The organism is Polaribacter marinus, from assembly GCF_022662535.1.
GTDB classification, from domain to species: Bacteria; Bacteroidota; Bacteroidia; order Flavobacteriales; family Flavobacteriaceae; genus Polaribacter; species Polaribacter marinus.
Map to the genome: position 1 here is coordinate 106,915 of NZ_JAKQYM010000008.1, position 19,821 is coordinate 126,735.

A 19,821-nucleotide genomic window follows, 5' to 3' on the forward strand; every position below is an offset into this window, starting at 1 on the left:
AAAAATGATGATAAAAAAAACATTTAAATACTTTTTATTAGTACTAACTACAAGTCTATTTTTTAATAGCTGTAGTGATTTAGAAGTAGAAAATTATAATGATCCAGATACAGAAATTGTACTTTCAACATCTGACGGAATAAGAAGTTTAGCTTCTGGGCTATTTAATACATGGTTTACACAACAGCAACACAATTTTGGTTCGCCAGGACCTGCTATGTGGGTTATGGCAGATTGGGGAACCGTTACCTTTGCAAATTATGGTACACTTGACATGAGTCAAGAACCAAGAGTTTTCTTAGATAATTCTCCTTCTTATGCCTACCACTCTATTACTAAAAATTACTGGCAATACATGTATAAAGTTATAACAACTGCTAACGATGTATTGATTGGGATTGAAAACGGTGTAGAGATAGGAGATAATGGTTCAGAAACAATGATGACCAAAGGTTTTGCACATTTTATGCAAGGACTAGGAAACGGATATGTAGGTTTAATTTTTGACAAAGCTTATCCTTCTGACGAGACTACAGATTATGCTACTTTAGAAGTTACAGACTATAGATCTTCTATAGACTTGGCAATTAAACAGCTAGAAAAAGCTATTGAAATATTTGACAATAATGATTTTATACTTCCATCAGATTGGATTAATGGAAATGCTTTTACCAATGAAGAAATGTCAAAATTAGCACATTCTTTTATTGCTCGTCTAATGGTTTATAGCTCAAGAAACACAGAACAAACCAATGCCATTGATTGGGAAAGTGTTTTATTTCATGCAGAAAAAGGTATCACAAGCGATTTCAATATACAAGGAGACGGTAATGGTTCTGATAGAAAATGGATGTCTTGGTACAAATATTATATGGCTAGAACTAGTTGGGGAAAAGTAGACATGAGAGTTGTTCATTTATTAGATGATACCCTTCCTGCAAATTGGCCTGATGGAGGTATTGATGATCTTCCAAACGATGGTCGTATTACATCAAACGATTTACGTGTGCAAACAGATTTTCAATATGATGCATCTAACAATAGACCCGAAAGAGGTATGTATAGATGGTCTACTTACAGGTACTCTCGTTTAGATAGCTGGATCAATGCCAACTTCTTTGCACCTGTTATTATGATGCGTAAAGCAGAAATTGATTTATTTAAAGCAGAAGCATTATTGCAACTTACTAGATTGAATGAAGCAGGAAACATTATAAACTCAGGTACAAGAGTTACAAGAGGAGGCTTACAGCCTGTAAACATTAATAGTGAAGAAGAAATACGAAACGCTATTACTTACGAAAGAACAATTGAACTTCCTTTAACTGGTATGGGAATTGAATATTTTGATATGCGTAGAAAGGGCCAATTACAAGATGGTTCATTACTACATTTTCCAATACCAGCACAACAACTAGAAGTATTAATAGAGCCTTTCTACACCTTTGGAGGTATTAATCCACAATTCGGAATTCCAAATGAAGATGTCTCAATAAACGGATGGTATATACCATAAAAAAAAATAATTAAAAAACGAAAAACTCTAAAAATATGAAACTATTGAAATTTACATTTATTTTAATATTAATTGCAAGTTTAACATCTTGTGAAAGAGAAGCACTACCTGTTTACCCAGGCACTATTATACAAATTGATACCGTATTTGTGAAAGGTGCAAACTTAACTTATCCAACATTTACAGGCTCTGATACTGCTGATGATCGATTTTATGCCTTTAGTGGTGGGAGCTCTGATGATTTAAGTGACTTGTCTGGTGAAGATTGGACTTATGAACTTTGGATTAAAGTAGACCCAGATGCATTAATAGGTGATCCAAACGAACCATCAGGACAAACTGCAGGAGGCGCAACTATTAGTGAACGTGGTAGAAATTTTGAATTATATTTAATAGCCGATGCAAATGCAGATTATGCTATAAAGTACAACAGATTAGATAATGATAATTTACCTTTAGGAACAATGGAATCTAGCAATTCTAGTGTGAATCTTAAATTTGACGAATGGGCTCATGTAGCCATCTCTCGTTCTTCTTCAGATGGAGTTGCTAAATTTTATATCAACGGAAAATTAATAGATTCTAGTTCAGATCCACTTTGGATACAACCTGTAAATGATACATGGCTTGACTTTAACTACATGTATAGAGGAGGAAATATGAATTTCTTTAAAGGTTCTTTTGATGATATTAGAGTATCCTATATAGATAGATATCCTGCTGAATTTGAACCGAATCATTTTGAAAGATTAGCACTAGACAACAATACTTTGTTGCAAATGGATTTAGACAACAATTTAACTCCTTTTGATCCTGTTAATGAATTTGATAAAGTAGAAATCAAAGGTAATTATTCTTATTATATAAAAGTTATAAATACCGTCTTTTGGACAAGTGAAGATTACGTTCTTCCTACGGACTAATACATATAACATCATTAAATTAAGAGTCTAGAAATCATTTAATTACAATTGATTTCTAGGATTCTTATTACCAATTCTTAAAATATCTAATATGAAAAAAGACACTTTAAAGTTAAAATTAATTAAAAAAACAACTCTAATAATTCTATTATTTGTTAGCACAATTTCTTTTACACAAACAGTAGAACCTTTCTTAACAGATGTTTGGGGAGGAGTAAATTGTGTTGATGATAATGGACAAACTATTTATCCTACCAATTATTATACACCCTACCATAGTTCACCGGGTTGTGTAGCCATTTCTATGTCACAAGTTTTACATTTTTACAAGTGGCCAATAAAAGGAATTGGAAGTAATGTCTATTCAGAAAATTATAATGGCTCTTTAGTGCGTCACGCTGCCTTTTTTGATGATACTTATTACAAATGGGATGAAATGCTTGATGAATACATGAATGTAGCATCAACAGAAAGTCAACAAAAAGCTGTTGGAGAATTAATGTATCATGTTGGTGTTGCTTTACAAATGAATTACGAACCTACAGGCTCTACTTCTAACATTAACAAAACACCATTTTTATATCATAATTTCTTCCGTTTTTCGGGGCATTATGAAGACGTTACTTGGTCTAGTTTTTGGGACCGTTTGTATGAAAACATTCAACAAGGAAGACCTGTACCCGTTGCAGTAGACGCAAGTAGAACAGGTGATGGACATGTTTTTGTGGTTGATGGTTATAAAGAAATTAACGGACTACCTTATTACCACTTAAATTGGGGGTGGTATGATGATAATGGAATTAATGGTTGGTATAATATACAAGGTTGGACAAGTACTTCGGGAGGATATAATACCATTACAGGTGCTGTATTTGATGTATTGCCAAACCCACAAATTACCTCAATTACTAATATAGATGCAAATAGTTTTAAAGTAAAATGGGAAGTAAGCGAAAAACTACAATGGGAAGAATTTACTTTAGAGCAAAAAGTAGATGCTGGTGCTTGGGAAGAAGTAGCTAGTGGAATCACAACAAAAGAATACACCATTAATAACCCTACAGGTCAAATGTACCAATTTAGAGTAAAATCTAAAGTGAATGGTAGTTACTATGCTAACTCTTGGTCAGAAATAGAAAAACACACTACTACGGGAGGGTATAATGGATATGTAAGTTTTGGTGGTAGCCAATATGCCTATGCGCGTCAAACACCCGATTTTGATTTAGATTTTACAACAGATTATACTTTAGAAACTTGGTTACGATTAAAAGAAGGTAACGTAGATGGAAATATTCTTTTAGATATAGAAAATGTTTTTGGATTAGAGATTACGGATGTAAACACAGAAAACTTTGCCATAAAATATACCTCACATGCTAGCGGAGAAGAAATTGTTTCTAATAAAAACGGAAATACTATTTTATTAAACCAATGGACACATATTGCGGTTTCACATACTGGAAATAAAACAAAATTATTTATCAACGGAATTTTAATGGATTCTTATGAAGGTGCTAATTTTAATTTAGTAAGCTCTACAAATGCTTTAAATATTGCAGAAAAATATCACGGTTCTTATTCTTCTAGAATTAAAGCAGATTTCGACCAATTAAGAATTTCTAAAACAGATAGGTATCCTAGCAATTTTACACCAAGTCAAGAAAATCATTTTACCGTTGATGCTGAAACCATCGCTTATTTTACCTTTCAAGATGTACACAATGTTCGTTTTAAAGATGAGGCAGCAAACATAAGTGTTATTGTTTTAAATGATACTGCAAATGCAGCATGGAGTTACGAGCTAAATACGGGAACATTATCTACAGAAGACCTGGTTAAAATTCAAAACTCAATTACTTTATTTCCAAATCCAGTTGTAAATAATAATTTAAGCATCTCTTTTCATCAAGAGGTAACTGCCGAAAACATCCAATTTAAAATGTTTGATTTAGCAGGTAGACAAATCCCAATTCAGTACAAAGAGAAAGCGCAAAATTCATGGAATTTAGATGTAAAAAACACGAAAGGTGGACTTTACCTATTACAAATTACCATAGACAATATCAATGTTACAAGAAAAATTTTAATCCAATAAAATTATTGAGAAAGGTTCATTAAAAGAGTACAATGCCCCCATAAAACAAAGAGTAATAAAAAAATTAAAATCAATTACTAACTTTTTAAATATTTAAACAATGAAAACAAAACTACAAATTGTCCTAATTTTTACATTTTTAACAAGCGTATGGGCGCATGCACAAACAGATTATAGTTTAAGTTATAATTTATCAAGAGTTGAACACGTAAATGATGGAGCATTAGATGCTTTAAATGGTGCCACAGATTATACCATTGAAGCTTGGGTTAAACCAACATCAGCTACCAATTATTCTGGTAGAGTTGTACTAAAAAGAGAAGGTCAGTTTGCGTTAACTTTATTTAATTCTAACAGGTTTTATTTCACACATTATAGTGGAGCATTAGGAACTACAAAAAAATTTGTAAACACTTCAACAAATGTAATTAACATCAATGAATGGAATCATATAGCTGTTGTGTGTAATTCAATAACGAATACTATTAAATTGTATGCCAATGGAGTAAATGTTACTTCTGGTACTCAGTCAGCTTTAACCTTATCTTCTACTTCAATAGGTGATTTTATAGTAGGTTATGGAGGTTTGAATTCTGGTGCTACATCTTTATATGCAAATGTAGATAAAGTAAGAATCAAAACCACGGCAGAAACCATTGCAAGTTTACAATCAAATATTACAGATGCAGCCTATACAACAGATGCAGATACAGTAGTATTGTTAAATTTTAATGAAGGTACAGGTATAACAACAGTTAACGAAGCAAGTGGTTTAAGTTTTGATTTAACAGGTACGAATCTACCAACTTGGGCTGAGTTAGATCACATTTGGGACGGAAGTGTAGATGCAGATTGGGCAACCGCAGGCAATTGGGATACCAATGCTGTACCAACCGCTGCTTATAATGTTATAATCCCAGAGGTTACCAATGCACCAATTATTAGCGGAACAACAGCAGCTGTTGCCAAAGACTTAAGCATTACAGAAACAGATGGTATTACTATTAATTCTGGAGGTTCTTTAATCAAAAACGGAACAGCTTCTGGAAACATTACCTACAATGTAGATGTGGAAGATGAGAAATGGTATTTAATTTCTTCACCGGTTTTTAACGAAACCTATAACGATACTTGGGTTACAAACAATGGCATTGAATCTGGAACGGGTAATAATAAAGGAATTGCTACCTATCAAAACGGAGAAGCTGATCCTACTACGGGTCAGTGGGTATATCTTCAAGCTGGAGGATCAGGAACTTTTGGACAAGGTGTAGGGTATTCTTTAAAAAGAACAGCTGCAGGATCTTATGCTTTTACAGGTGAATTTGCTTATAACACTAAAACTCCTGCAATTTCAATAGGAGATAACAATTGGAACTTAATAGGAAACCCTTATGCTTCTTATTTAGACATTGCTAAGTTTATTAAAGAAAATACAGAAACTAATTACAACTTATCAGATGCATACAACTCGGTTTACACTTGGGACCCTAATAGTGGAACTACAGGAGCTTATATAGCGCTAACAGAAGGGTTTATTAGTCCAGGACAAGCCTTTTTTGTACACTCTAAAGTAGCTAATGGTACTGCTTCTATTACCGAAGCAATGCAGAGTAATGGTATAGAAGAAGGCTCTTTAAGAAGTACTGTAACTTCTATTAATTTAAATCTTACAAACGGAACAAGTACTAAGAATACAAAAATTAACTATACAGCGGGTACCACAACAAGTTTAGATCCTGGTTTTGATATTGGTATGTTTAATGGAGTAGCCTCTGATTTGCGTATTTACACTGAATTATTAAACAATAACGAAGGAATTTCTTTTTCAAGACAAACATTACCAAATAGTGATTACGAAAATATGGTAGTCCCTGTAGGTGTAAAAGCTGCAAATGGACAAACCCTTAGGTTTACAGCAGCAGCAATGAACTTACCTTCTGATATCAAAGTCTTTTTAGAAGATAGAGACAATAATACGTTTACACGTTTGGATGAAGCGAACAGCGAATATGCGGTTACTTTAACCGAAAGTTTAAACGGAATTGGAAGATTTTACATACATACTACACCAAGTGTATTGTCTGTAAATGAAACGAACTTAGAGAATATTAGTATTTATAAATCGGATGTTTCTACTTTAAAGATTGTAGGCTTGCAAGGAAAAACAACGATGTCGTTATTTAATGTTTTAGGAAAACAAGTATTGAAGACCTCTTTTAGTTCTAACGGAGTAAAAGAAATAACGTTACCAAAAGTAGCTAGTGGTGTTTATATAATTCAATTAGAAACAGAAAAAGGAAAATTGAATCAAAAAATCATTTTAGAATAATAAGCAAATTTTAAAAACGAAACATCATGAAAAACAATATAGAAAACAAACAAGAAGAAATTACACGTAAAGAAGCTTTAAAAAAAATAGGAGGATATGGTAAATATGCAGCCTTAACCGCACTAGGAACTTATTTAATTCTTAGTCCGCAAAAAGCACAAGCTTCTAGTCCTGAAGCACCAGGAACAGGGTTTTAATTTCAAAAATAAATTTAAAAAAAGGGGTTAATAAATTAATCCCTTTTTTTTGATAAAAAATGATCCTATAAAAAAAATCAATAAACCTTAAATATATTATCACATGAAAACAAAATTACAATTCACCTTATTTATTCTTTTTTTAACAAATCTTTGCGCGTTTGCACAAACCGATTACGCATTAGAATTTAATGGAGTAGATCAAAGAGTTAAATATGCTACGGATGCTACATTAGACAATTTAAATGGAGCAACAGACTATACCATTGAAGTATGGGTAAAACCCTTGTCTACAGATATTAATAATAATGTAGTCTTAAAAAGATGGAATCAGTTTGCGCTAACCTTGTATAAAGATGATACAAAAAGATTTTATTTTACACATTATAGCAATTCAGGCGCAGACAAAGTTTTTGTAAATACCATTGATAATGTAATTCAAATTAATGAATGGAATCATTTAGTTGTTATCTGTAATTCTGTAAATAATTCAATTAAATTATATGCAAATGGAGTTGATGTTACTTTAGCTAATCAGGAAGCCTTACCTTTAGATGCATTGGCTATAGAAGAGGATGCTTCAGCGGCTAATTTTTATTTGGCATATGGTGGTAGTGCTACCTATTTAAATGCAAATATTGACAAAGTTAGAATTAAAAATACCGCAGAAAATATAGCAAATTTACAAACAACTATTACAGATGCAGATTATACTTCAGATAGTAATACAGTAATGTTATTAAATATGAAAGAAGGGACTGGAGATGTTACCCTTAATGAAGCAAGTAGTGCAACTGGAGAATTAGCTTGTACAGCTACTGATTGTACAGATTTACCAACTTGGGTTGCACTTTCTGCAACTTTGAGCCTAGAAAAAAATAGCAGCACTACATTTAAGGTTTTTCCGAATCCTTCAACTGATAAAATATTTATCGTTCAATCGAATAATAACGAAACGATTCAAAGTATTGAAATGATTAGTCTTTTAGGAAAGTCTGTTAAAAAAATAAATAGCTTTGAAAAAAACACTAAAATAGAAGTTAATGCCTCTAAATTAAAAACTGGAGTATATTTTATAAAAACAGTAACTGATAAAGGAACCGGGATTCAAAAAATTATGGTTCAATAAAAAAACTATCATTAAAAAAAAAGCACTGAAATGACTTCAGTGCTTTTTTTTGCTAAAATTAAAATGGTTTTATTTTACACTAATTGCTAACGGATGGTTTATCTGTTTAGAAAAAGTATTTAAATAATTTATCCAAGCCTGTTTTGTTTCAAACTGCTTGCTCTTTTTCCAAGCAAAACCTGCATAATAGATTACCTTATTATTGATGACATTTAAATGCGCATAAGCATTACTTAAATCTGCTGCTTCCACATCGTATTTTTCGAAACCGTTAAAAGTATTCTTGTCTGCAATAATTGCTGTTCCAATTTCAGAATCTGCATGTGGTTCCCAATAGCTTACCCAACCACTTTTATTATTTCCTGTAACTTGACCATCTTTTTCGTGTAAGGTTAAACCCGCAGAAATTGTATTTGTTCCTTTAATATTTGTAGCAAACTTAGAAAGATTATTTCCCAAATCTAAACTTATCGTTTTCGATTCTGTAATTTTATTTCCAGCAGCATTCCAACTTTCATACTCTAAATAAAAACTAGTACGTAGAGGTCCGGTTGTTATGGTTCTCCATTTAGTATAGTTTTTAGAAAAGTAATAGGTGTCATCTACTTTCACAGCAATTCCTCCTACTCCACGACTTTTTCCCACATGAAAATTATCTAAACCTTCACCGGTATCTTCGTGGTAGGTTCCAGTTTTTTCTGTGTATTTTTTATACCACTTATTAATTATCGGGTATTCCACTCTTTTTAACCAAGCATCCACTCCACTCGACAAAGTTCCTCCAGGAACATTATCTTCAATCATTTTTTGAGCCACAGGTCCGTATACACGAAAAGCGACTTTATTGTTTTCCCAAGTATAATCATCTGTACGTTCTGGTACAAAACGAGAGTAACAAAGTTCTTCTGCTTTTGGTTTTTCGGCATCAGTTATGTTTACAAGCTCAAACTTTACTTCAGAATTCCCTGCTATTTTGGGTTGAAATAAAAGTTGATCCATTGTTCCATCACCATCAAGATCTACTAATTGAGTAATTTGAAGTTCACCTGTTTCTATATTTTTTATTCCAATGTTAGAAGAAATATTCTTGGTATGTAATGTTGTTTTATTGATTTCTACCACTTCTGAAGTTCGTTCAAAATTGAGTGTATTTTTTACCGTAATAATTGTTGTTTTTTTATCTTGAGAACAAGAAAATAAAAAAGAAACAATTACCAAATACGAGAGTATTTTAATAGTGTTCATATTGTATTGATTTTTAATCTTCGTTTGCAGGTTTTCCAATAGTTGCCAAAATTCCACCATCTACATAAACCACTTGTCCGTTTACAAAATTACTTGCATTAGAGCTTAAAAAAATTGCAGCCCCTTGTAAATCATCCGGATTTCCCCATTTTCCAGAAGGCGTTCTGTTTACAATAAAATCGTTAAAAGGATGCCCATCTACTCTTATTGGTGCTGTTTGACTTGTTGCAAAATACCCTGGTCCAATTCCGTTTGTTTGGATATTAAATTTTGCCCATTCTGTTGCCATATTTTGAGTTAGCATTTTTAACCCCCCTTTGGCAGCAGCATAAGCTCCTACAGAATTTCGTCCTAGTTCACTCATCATAGAACAAATGTTAATAATTTTTCCGCTTTTTCTTTCAATCATTCCTTTAACTACATGTTTAGAAACAATAAAAGGAGCGACTAAATCTACATCTATTACCGCTTTAAAATCTTTTACTTCCATTTCTACTAAAGGAGTTCTCTTTATAATACCCGCGTTATTAACTAAAATATCAATAGCCCCAATTTCTGCTTCAATTTTTGCTATATTTTTTTCAACTTCCTTTTCATCGGTTACGTTAAAAAGATAGCCATGAGCATCAATACCTACAGCTCTATATTCTAAAACAGCTTTGTCTAATTTTTCTTGAGACGAGTTTCCGTTCACAACAATTTTAGCACCTGCATTTCCAAGACCTTTAGCCATTGCCATTCCAAGGCCATGAGTAGCACCAGTTATTAAAGCTATTTTTCCTGTTAAATCAAATAAATTAATTGACATATTTCTGTTTTTGTAGATTTATCTCAATTCGTTTATTTTACAATGATCCATATCACCATAATCTAAATTCTCTCCTGCCATTCCCCAAATAAAAGAATAACTACTTGTACCAGAACCCGAATGAATTGACCAAGGTGGAGAAATTACAGCTTGATTATTAGCCATCCAAATATGTCTTGTTTCCGTTGGTTCTCCCATAAAGTGACAAACTGCTTGATCCGAAGGAACTTCAAAATAAAAATACACTTCCATTCTTCTATCGTGAACATGTGCCGGCATGGTGTTCCAAGAGCTACCTGGTTTGATTGTTGTCATTCCCATTTGCAATTGACAAACCTCTACAACACTATTTACAATATACTTTCTTAATGTTCTTGCATTTGCCGTTTCAGGCGCTCCTAACTCTATAGTTTCTACATCTTCTTTACCTACTTTTTTGGTAGGAAAAGCCTTGTGTGCTGGTGTTGAGTTTAAATAAAACATGGCAGGATTTTCTGCTGATTTACTAGCAAATTCTACATTTTTATTTCCTTGCCCTACATATAAAGCCTCTTTATGTTCTAAAACATAAACAGTTCCATCAACAGTAACCGTTCCTGTTTGCCCCACATTTATAATTCCTAATTCTCTTCTATCTAAAAAGTTTTCAGATTTTAAAGCATCAATTGTTTCTAATTTTAAAGATGAATTTGTAGGTACTGCACTACCTGCAATAAAACGATCATAGTGTGTATAAACTAAGTTTATAGTATTATGAACCATTAAATTATCTATTAAAAACTCTTCTCTAATTCTTGCTGTATCGTATTTTTTTACATCTTGTGGAGAGGCAGCATATCTTGTACTATAATTTGTTTTCATAATTCTATTTAGATCTTTAAAATGAAAGTTATTTTCTCTGATTTATTACAAAAGTAATAAAAATCGCCAAAATACAATCGATTGTATTTTAATAATTTTATATTTGCTTTATGCTAAAGTATATTTTATGCTTAAAAGCATCAAAAAATAATAGAACTAATAATTAGCGTTTTTATTAAGAATGCATACGAACGAAGTAACAATACATGATATTGCTGAAATCTTAGGAATAAACAGTTCAACGGTTTCTAGAGCTTTAAACAACAGTCCTAGAGTTGCTCAAAAAACCAAGGACAAAATTCTTAAAAAAGCCAATGAATTAGGTTATCAGAGAAATGATTTGGCTTCTAATTTACGTAAAAGCAAAACATTTACATTAGGTGTTATTGTGCCTAGAATCTCTCGTCATTTTTTCTCTTCTGCTATTGCAGGTATTGAAGAAGCTGCTTTTAAAGAAGGCTATAATGTTATTATTTGTCAGTCTTTAGAAAGCTTAGAAAGAGAGCAAAGTATTATAAATACATTAGTTGCTAATAGAGTTGATGGAGTTTTGATTTCTATTTCTATGGAGACAGAAAACTACAAGCATTTTAAAGGCTTAGAACAAAGAAACATTCCTTTTGTCTTTTTTGATAGACATTGTAATATTTCTAAAACAAGTAAAGTTGTTATAGATGATTTTGAAGCTGCTTATAGAGCTACCGAACATTTAATACAGCAAAAAAGCACAGAAATTGCTCATTTTTCTGGACCCCAAAACTTAGAGATTTATAAAAACCGATTTAAAGGATATAAAGCTGCCTTAGAAAACTACAAGATTCCTTTTAGAGAGGAGTTGGTTATAGCTTCTAGTTTAATGGAAGATGACGGAGCAAAAAATATAAAAAAAATATTGTCTTTACCTTTTCAAGTAGATGGGCTATTTTGCGCAAATGATGTGGTGGCAATAGGAGCTATTCAATATTTAAAAAAAATAGGAATAAAAATACCCGAAGACATTGCCATTGTAGGTTTTAGTAACGAAACCACATCTTCTGTTATAGATCCTGCTTTAACAACGATTCATCAATCTGGTTTTAAAATTGGTCAGATAGCCACCAACTTATTATTAGACAAAATTTCTAATGACGATAAAAAACAAATTCACGAAACTATCATTGTTAAAACAAATCTAATAGAACGTAAATCATCATTAAGAATCGAAAAACACGAATAATCTAGCTTATTTAAAATATTGCTAAAATTAAAAAGGATGTTTCTAAATACTTTAGAATTGATAATATTAACCCTAAAAAAAATAAAAACTAATAAGCAGAATTTAAAAATTTTATTGAATGAAAAATAAATCAACATTTGTTATACTCGCTTTAATTTTAATTATTTTTAATTCTTGTGAATCTTTAGATCAACAAAAAACCATAAAATTAGCTCACGGATTAGACACTAGTCACCCTGTTCATAAAGCAATGGTTTTTATGGGACAAGAATTAGAAAAAAATTCTGAAGGCGCATTAAAATTAGAAATTTATCCAAATCAACAATTAGGCTCAGAACGTCAGTGTTTAGAGTTATTACAAATAGGAAGCTTAGATATGACCAAGGTTTCTGCTGCGGTTATGGAAAATTTCTCACCCAATATGAAAGTTTTAGGACTGCCGTTTTTATTTAAAAACAAAGCGCATACTTTTCATGTTTTAGATGGTGAAATTGGAAAAAGCTTATTAGATGGAGGAACAAAGTATTGGTTAAAAGGATTGGGGTATTACGATGCTGGAAGCAGAAGTTTTTATACTAAAGAAGCACCTATTTTAAAACCAGCAAATTTAGCAGGTTTAAAAATTAGAGTAATGGAAAGTGTTACTGCAATGAATATGGTTCGTAATTTAGGAGGCTCACCTACCCCTATTTCTGCAGGTGAATTATATACGGCATTACAACAAGGGGTTGTTGACGGTGCAGAAAACAATCCTCCTACATTTTACCTATCTAGGCATTATGAAGTATGTAAATTTTATTCTTTAGACGAGCACACAACCATACCCGATGTATTGATCATGAGTACCCATTTATGGAATAAATTATCTAAAAAAGAACAAGTTTGGGTACAAAAATCCGTAGATGCCTCTGTAAAATACCAAAGAGAATTGTGGGCCAAAGCAGAAGCAGATGCTCTAGAAGCTGTTAAAAAAGCTGGAGTAACAGTAGTAAAACCAGATAAAACTATATTTCAAGAAAAGATGGTTTCGCTTTATGATGATTATAAAAACAATACAGCAATTTATGAATTGATTACAAAAATTAAGGCAGTTCAATAAACAGAATACTATTCTGTAATTATAAAACTATTCACAACTTTATGCTTTTGCTATTAAATACTATTAAAAATGAAATTTAGAAAAAAAGTTGACAAAATCCTTGGCGCATTACTAGCTACAATTATGGGGATAATGGTTATAAATGTTTTGTGGCAAGTATTTACACGATTTGTTGTAGGTACCCCAAGTTCTTTTACAGATGAGCTTGCACGATATTTAATGATTTGGGTTGGAGTACTTGGTGCTGCCTATATCTCTGGAAGAAGAATGCATGTTGCAATAGATTTATTGCCAACTAGGTTACATAAAGAAGGGCAAGTAAAATTGAAGATCTTTATCAATTGTATTATCATTCTTTTTTGCTTTTTTGCTTTTATTGGCGGAGGTTTTAGATTGGTATATATTACCTATACCTTAGAACAGTATTCTCCTGCATTGCAGATTCCTCTATCCTTAGTTTATTTAGTAATTCCTATTAGTGGAATACTCATTATCTACTACAAAATTTCTGATATCTTATACAAACAATTATGATGGAATATTTACCAATACTCGTTTTAGTTTTTAGTTTTTTAATTCTATTATTAATAGGTGTTCCGGTGGCTTGGAGTATCGCTATATCATCATTACTAACCATGATGGTTAGCATTCCTTTTTTACCCGCACTAACAACCGTTTCACAACGAATAGGTACAGGTTTAGATAGCTTTGCACTACTTGCCATCCCCTTCTTTGTCCTCTCTGGGCAATTGATGAATAAAGGAGGCATTGCACATCGATTAATTGATTTTGCAAAGACTTTGGTAGGTTCATTACCTGGTGGATTGGCCTTAATCAACGTAATTGCAGCAATGTTAATGGGGTCTATCGCTGGTTCTGCAATGGCATCTGCATCTGCAATGGGAAGTATTTTAGGACCAGAAATGGAAAAAGAAGGATATTCTAAAGAATTTGGAGCCGCTGTAAATATTACCTCATCTACAATCGGTTTAATTATACCCCCAAGTAATGTTTTAATTATTTATTCATTAGCAAGTGGAGGTGTTTCTATTGCAGCACTTTTTATTGCGGGTTATATTCCAGGGATTTTAACCGGATTATTTTTAATGCTTGTTGCATCATTTTGGGCAAAAAAGAAAGGATATAAAGTGGGTAAAAAAAGCACTTTAAAAGAGGTAGGAAGCACTTTTATAAAAGCTTTTCCTAGTTTAACCTTGTTATTTGTGGTAATTGGAGGGATTGTTGGAGGTGTTTTTACAGCAACAGAAGCTTCTGCAGTTGCCGTTTTATACACACTTATTTTAGGATTCTATTATAAAGAAATTAAAATAAAAGATCTTCCTGAAATCTTATTAGACTCTTGTGGCACAACAGCCATTGTAATGTTGCTAATAGGCGCTTCTATGAGCATGTCTTGGGTGATGTCTTTTGAAAATATTCCACAAGATATTAGTAATTTACTATTGTCTTTGAGTGATAATCCTATTGTTATTCTATTAATTATCAATTTACTTTTACTTTTTGTGGGAATTTTTATGGATATGACTCCTGCCATTTTAATTTTTACACCAATATTTTTACCTATTATTTCAGAATTAGGAATGGATCCAATTCAATTTGGAATTGTAATGATTTTAAATTTATGCGTTGGCTTATGTACTCCACCGGTAGGCTCTGTACTTTTTGTGGGCGTTGGAGTAGCCAATACAACTATAGAAAAAGTAATAAAACCACTCTTGCCACTGTTTTTAGCAATGATAGTTTCGTTATTTTTAGTAACCTATATTCCTGAATTGAGTCTTTGGTTACCTAGAATATTTGGTCTTATATAAAAAAGTATGATATAAATAAAAAGCCTAAAACTTCTAGAAGTTTTAGGCTTTTTTATTCTTTTTATTGAGTGTTAAAACCCTGTTCCTGGTGCTTCAGGACTTGCTGCTTGTGCCTTTTGTGGATTCAATATCATATAAGTTCCTAAGGCAGTTAATGCTGCGTATTTTCCGTAGTTCCCTATTTTCTTAAGAGCATCTTTACGTGTAATTTCGTCTGTTGTATTTGCTATATTTTTTTTCATGATGTTTCGTTTTTTACAATTAGCAGATTATTCTAAAATGATTTTTTTATTCAATTTTCCTTTTTCTGTTTCTAATTGAACAATATAAACACCACTAGCTACTTTTGGTAACGCTAGTTCTTGTACTCCGTTAGAACTAAAAGAGGTCTTTAATACTTGTTTTCCAAGAACATTATACATAGCAACAGTTGTTTTTCCTTGTGGCAAACCTACCATTTGTAAGGTAGATGCACTTGTTGTATAAACACTAATGTTTTGTAAGTTGGTTTCATGTACAGACAATACACTTGGTGTTGTGTGTATGTAAAATCTTCCGATTCCGTTTAAACTTTCGGTTAAAGTAACCGCATATTCGCTGTTCGCTTCATCTAAACGTGTAAACGTATTATTGTCTCTATCTTCTAAAAATACTTTGATATCAGATGGCAAGTTCATGGCTGCTGCAGTAAACGTAAGTTCTTGTCCGCTTTCTGCATTTACACCTACTGGGACTATCATATTTTCCAAATCACTATTTGGTAATGCTTGTCTTGAAAAAGAAATTCCTTCGTTATTGTTTAATAATTGAGTGTAAATACGCAAATCAGAGGCTAGACCATTAAACATACCAATATCAAACCCAGGATCTAAACTTGTTGTGGTACCCTCTGCATAGTTAATTTTTGTTTTCTTAATACTTGTTCCATTAGTAAGATTTAAATCAATAGAAGTTACAGTATTTCTTATAGCCCCTCCTACTGTACCATCACTCTGCATTGCTTCTGTAATAGAAGCATTAGCGTCAACTTTAGAGTGTACAAAAAAGGCTTGTCCTGGGCTAATAAAACCTTCTGTTACACTTGTATATGCACCTGAGCCATTATTAGGATCCCAAACGTAAACCGAATGGTAAGCATCCGATAAATTGTCATTAGTTGTAGTGTTTTCTGTAATAAATTTAGCAATGTCTAAATAAGAAGCATAAGGGTTTCCTATTAAGTTCCAATTGTTATTTCCTGTTGAAATTGCAGGTGTTTTAGTGTTATAAGCAAATTCACCTGTAAAAGCATAAGATCCTGCAGCTGTTCTTTTTAAAGAATACCCTACACCTTGTCCAAAAGTTCCTGATCCTCCAGCTTGAAGATATACCCACTGACCGGTGGTAGCATTTGCTGCTCCGTTTTGATAAGTAGCAATTCCTCTGTTGTTACCAGTTCCAGAATCAATGTCATTGTTGGTAACCCAAGTATCATTATAGGATTGGTTATCAACCGGTGAAGAAATTAAATACCATTTATCATCACCAACAGCTACATTATAGGTTACATTACCAGTTGCAGTTCCGCTTACAATTAAAGAACCTCCATTTGCAATTGTTAAAACACCGTTTGTAGTAATGTCATTAGCAAGTGCTCCTGTAGTAGCCCCAATAATTGGGTCGTTTGCTAAATCTGGTATTACCACATTTTCTGCTGCTGTTGGTATATGACCTTCACTCCAGTTAGCAGATGTGGCCCAATCTGTTGAACCACCATTCCAAGTGTTTGTTATAGTTACTGCTGTATTTTCAACTTCAATTGTTAAAGTTGGTGCATTTGCTGTTGAACCATCACTAACTCCAAAATAATTACCGCCAGGTGTAGCAGGATTATCAACATTTAATCTTAAAAAGATATAATCTCCAGCTACTGCACCGGCATCGTATTGAGCATTTATGTATGCTACTAGTGCAGCATCTCCACTAGCACTTGTTTCTTCAAAACGAGCTGTATCCAATTGTCCATTAGAAACATTTTTCGCAAAATAATCATCTTCTATCTCTGTAACATCTGCAGTTGCATCTGGATATGAACTATCATAATGATTCGCTGAATAAATTGTACTTGCGGCATTATATTTAAGACCATACAAATCTACATTTGACGTGATCCATTGTCTACCATAATTTACATGTACTTTTAAGTTTGCAGCAGTTACTAATTTACCTGCTGGTCTATTTGGCAATTTAAAAGGGATAATTGCACTTGTAGTAAATGAATCTCCATTAGCTGCACTTGCACCTATTTTTAGAGAATTTACACCACCCACATCGTGTCCATTTAAATACGGGTTGTTTGCAGGAACATCTGTAATATCAGAAACAATACCATCAACATGATATGATTGTCCTGAAACTATTTCTGGCACTAAGTCATACTCTGTTGTTGGAGTTACTGCTGCATCTTCAACTTCAATTGTTAAAGTTGGTGAATTTGCTGTTGAACCATCACTAATTCCAAAATAATGTGCTCCTGTTGTTGCAGGGTTATCAACATTTAATCTTAAAAAGATATAATCTCCAGCTACTGCACCGGCATCGTATTGAGCATTTATGTATGCTACTAGTGCAGCATCTCCACTAGCATTTGTTTCTTCAAAACGAGCTGTATCTAAAGAACCTGCGGTTACATTTTTTGCGAAATAATCATCTTCTATTGGAGTAACATCAGTTGTTGTATCTGGATAAGCAGCATCAAAATGATCTGCAGGATCGATTGTACTCGCAGCATTGTATTTAAGACCATATAAATCTACATTTGACGTGATCCATTGTCTACCATAATTTACATGTACTTTTAAGTTTGCAGCAGTTACTAATTTACCTGCTGGTCTATTTGGTAATTTAAAAGGAATGATAGCACTTGTTGTGTATGGATCTCCATTTGCAGCACTTGCTCCTACTTTTAGAGAGTTGATTCCTCCTACTGGATTTCCATTTAGGTATGGGTTGTTTGCTGGCACATTAGTAATATCAGAAACAATACCATCAACATGATATGATTGTCCTGATACAATTTCTGGGGTTACATTATATGTTGTGGTTTGTGCTTGCAATAAAAGTGGAGAAGCACTTAACATAACAAACAACATTAATTTAAATAATTTTGCTTTCATATTTTTTAGTTTTAAATTTAACTGTATTGTGAAATTTCCAATGTTGTATTATTATCTAAACCATTTAAAGAAATTCTTAATACGCCAAACATAAATGAAACAAATAAGACATTTTGTCGTTTTTATTGTTCAAAATGTCTTTTTTTAGCATATAAATACTTTTAAACACTGTTTTATATCAAATTCATAATTAAAAATGTTTTTATTATGGATTTTTCTGTGTTTATGATTTTAAGGAAAGTTGTTTGTAAATCGTAAAAAAACAGTGCATATATCTATACCTATTTATGATATATAGGTTATAAAATGACATTGTTACTATGAATTGATCGTTTTTATAAAAAAAAGAAAAAAACCGCACAGAAAAATTGCAGTCCTATAAAATTAAGTAATTAAAAGTATTTTGTATTGTAATCTTACTTTCGTCTAATTTGACCCGGAGAATATCCCATTTTATTTTTAAAAACTTTTGAGAAATAAAACAAAGAATTAAATCCTGTTTTTGCAGCAATTTCTTTGATAGAAAGATCGGTATTCACCATTAATCTTTTGGCATGTTCTAATCTTTCTAGGATAAGATATTGTTGTAAAGATACCCCTGTATTATTTTTAAATACAGTTCTAAATCTATTGTAACTAAGGTGATGTTCACTGGCAAGTTTCTTAAAATCGATTTCAGTATTAAGATTTTCTCTTATAAAGTCTATTACCTTTTTACAAAGTTCTTCTTCACGACTTCCTAATTTCTTGTTTTCATGAGAAATTATAGAAGCAACTAATTGAATTACAATACCAGAAAGAATTTTTCTAAAGCCAAAACTATTTCTTTTTACCAATTCTAAAGACTGATTAAATAAAAAGATGAGCTCTTCTTGATGCCCCATCTGTTTTACATAAGACGTATTTTCTGGAAATAAATCTTTTAGAATTCTATTTGACAAAACTTCGCCTCTAATTCCTATCCAATATTCTTCCCATCCAGTTTCTTCAGAAGGCTTGTAATTATGCCATTCTCCAGGGTATAAAACCATTACATCTCCAGAATTTACTTCCCATTTACCGTGCTTTGTTTCTAAGGTACCTCTTCCGGTTGGAATGTAAACAAGGTAACACCCAGGTAAAGTTCTTCCAATTACTTGATTAAATGTATGTGTGTTTGGATGACCTTCTAAAGGGTAAGAATCTCCAGGGTAAATATGCTGATAACCACATGTTGGCACATAAACACCCCAATCTTCTGCTTCTGTATCTTCCGCTAAATAATGAAAAAAGTTGTCCATAACAAATCAAATTTAGACATTTTGAACAACAAAACCAACAAAACGTCTATTGTTTAACATAAGTGATTCCTCTATGTTTGTACAACATGAAGAATTCAGTAAAATATTTTAAGTACTTTCTAGTTGTTTT

The 19,821-nt window shown here is 32.3% G+C and carries 16 protein-coding genes; 10 read left to right on the forward strand and 6 right to left on the reverse strand.

Features of this window, described 5'->3' with window-relative positions; translation table 11 throughout:
* Positions 1-4 precede the first annotated feature (4 nt).
* From MC378_RS11620 to MC378_RS11645, 6 genes are all read left to right on the forward strand, one after another.
* Positions 5-1,516, forward strand: a complete 1,512-nt coding sequence (locus MC378_RS11620) for a RagB/SusD family nutrient uptake outer membrane protein (RefSeq protein ID WP_242178926.1) — start codon at positions 5-7, stop codon at positions 1,514-1,516.
* A 35-nt stretch (positions 1,517-1,551) separates the two neighbouring features.
* The gene (locus MC378_RS11625) at positions 1,552-2,439 is read left to right on the forward strand and encodes a LamG domain-containing protein (RefSeq protein WP_242178927.1); all 888 of its coding nucleotides are present in this window, start codon (positions 1,552-1,554) and stop codon (positions 2,437-2,439) included.
* Positions 2,440-2,530: 91 nt separating this feature from the next.
* Complete coding sequence (locus tag MC378_RS11630) at positions 2,531-4,537, forward strand: C10 family peptidase (protein WP_242178928.1); 2,007 nt, start codon at positions 2,531-2,533, stop codon at positions 4,535-4,537.
* Positions 4,538-4,637: 100 nt separating this feature from the next.
* Complete coding sequence (locus tag MC378_RS11635) at positions 4,638-6,869, forward strand: LamG-like jellyroll fold domain-containing protein (RefSeq protein WP_242178929.1); 2,232 nt, start codon at positions 4,638-4,640, stop codon at positions 6,867-6,869.
* A gap of 26 nt (positions 6,870-6,895) precedes the next feature.
* Positions 6,896-7,066, forward strand: coding sequence for a hypothetical protein (locus tag MC378_RS11640; RefSeq protein WP_242178930.1), 171 nt, complete (start codon positions 6,896-6,898; stop codon positions 7,064-7,066).
* 103 nt (positions 7,067-7,169) lie between these two features.
* On the forward strand, positions 7,170-8,195 hold the full coding sequence (locus MC378_RS11645; protein ID WP_242178931.1) for a T9SS type A sorting domain-containing protein: 1,026 nt from the start codon (positions 7,170-7,172) through the stop codon (positions 8,193-8,195).
* A gap of 69 nt (positions 8,196-8,264) precedes the next feature.
* Here MC378_RS11645 and MC378_RS11650 read toward each other — a convergent pair whose 3' ends face one another.
* From MC378_RS11650 to kduI, 3 genes are read right to left on the reverse strand one after another with little or no spacing between them, the layout of a single operon-like run.
* The gene (locus MC378_RS11650; protein ID WP_242178932.1) at positions 8,265-9,440 is read right to left on the reverse strand and encodes a DUF4861 family protein; all 1,176 of its coding nucleotides are present in this window, start codon (positions 9,438-9,440) and stop codon (positions 8,265-8,267) included.
* 13 nt (positions 9,441-9,453) lie between these two features.
* Entirely contained in the window at positions 9,454-10,248 is a 795-nt protein-coding gene (locus MC378_RS11655) for a gluconate 5-dehydrogenase (RefSeq protein ID WP_242178933.1), read from the reverse strand.
* Positions 10,249-10,266: 18 nt separating this feature from the next.
* On the reverse strand, positions 10,267-11,109 hold the full coding sequence (kduI, locus tag MC378_RS11660) for a 5-dehydro-4-deoxy-D-glucuronate isomerase (RefSeq protein ID WP_242178934.1): 843 nt from the start codon (positions 11,107-11,109) through the stop codon (positions 10,267-10,269).
* Between the two features lie 181 nt (positions 11,110-11,290).
* On the opposite strand from kduI, the gene MC378_RS11665 reads away from it, so the two are divergent.
* The 4 genes from MC378_RS11665 (at position 11,291) to MC378_RS11680 (ending at position 15,256) form a co-directional block, all read left to right on the forward strand.
* Positions 11,291-12,325: a LacI family DNA-binding transcriptional regulator gene (locus tag MC378_RS11665; RefSeq protein ID WP_242178935.1), complete on the forward strand. Its 1,035-nt coding sequence runs from the start codon at positions 11,291-11,293 to the stop codon at positions 12,323-12,325.
* Between the two features lie 118 nt (positions 12,326-12,443).
* On the forward strand, positions 12,444-13,424 hold the full coding sequence (locus tag MC378_RS11670; RefSeq protein ID WP_242178936.1) for a TRAP transporter substrate-binding protein: 981 nt from the start codon (positions 12,444-12,446) through the stop codon (positions 13,422-13,424).
* A 69-nt stretch (positions 13,425-13,493) separates the two neighbouring features.
* Positions 13,494-13,958, forward strand: coding sequence for a TRAP transporter small permease (locus MC378_RS11675; RefSeq protein ID WP_242178937.1), 465 nt, complete (start codon positions 13,494-13,496; stop codon positions 13,956-13,958).
* Positions 13,958-15,256: a TRAP transporter large permease gene (locus MC378_RS11680; RefSeq protein WP_242178976.1), complete on the forward strand. Its 1,299-nt coding sequence runs from the start codon at positions 13,958-13,960 to the stop codon at positions 15,254-15,256. Before MC378_RS11675 ends, MC378_RS11680 begins: the two co-directional genes overlap by 1 nt.
* Before the next feature lie 71 nt (positions 15,257-15,327).
* Here the strand turns inward: MC378_RS11680 and MC378_RS11685 are convergent, their stop codons facing one another.
* The 3 genes from MC378_RS11685 to MC378_RS11695 form a co-directional block, all read right to left on the reverse strand.
* A complete protein-coding gene (locus MC378_RS11685; RefSeq protein WP_242178938.1) occupies positions 15,328-15,498 on the reverse strand; it encodes a hypothetical protein in 171 nt (56 codons plus the stop codon).
* Positions 15,499-15,525: 27 nt separating this feature from the next.
* Complete coding sequence (locus tag MC378_RS11690) at positions 15,526-18,411, reverse strand: T9SS type A sorting domain-containing protein (RefSeq protein WP_242178939.1); 2,886 nt, start codon at positions 18,409-18,411, stop codon at positions 15,526-15,528.
* A 416-nt stretch (positions 18,412-18,827) separates the two neighbouring features.
* Positions 18,828-19,691 (reverse strand): AraC family transcriptional regulator, encoded by an 864-nt coding sequence (locus tag MC378_RS11695; protein ID WP_242178940.1) that lies wholly within the window; start codon positions 19,689-19,691, stop codon positions 18,828-18,830.
* Positions 19,692-19,821 lie beyond the last annotated feature (130 nt).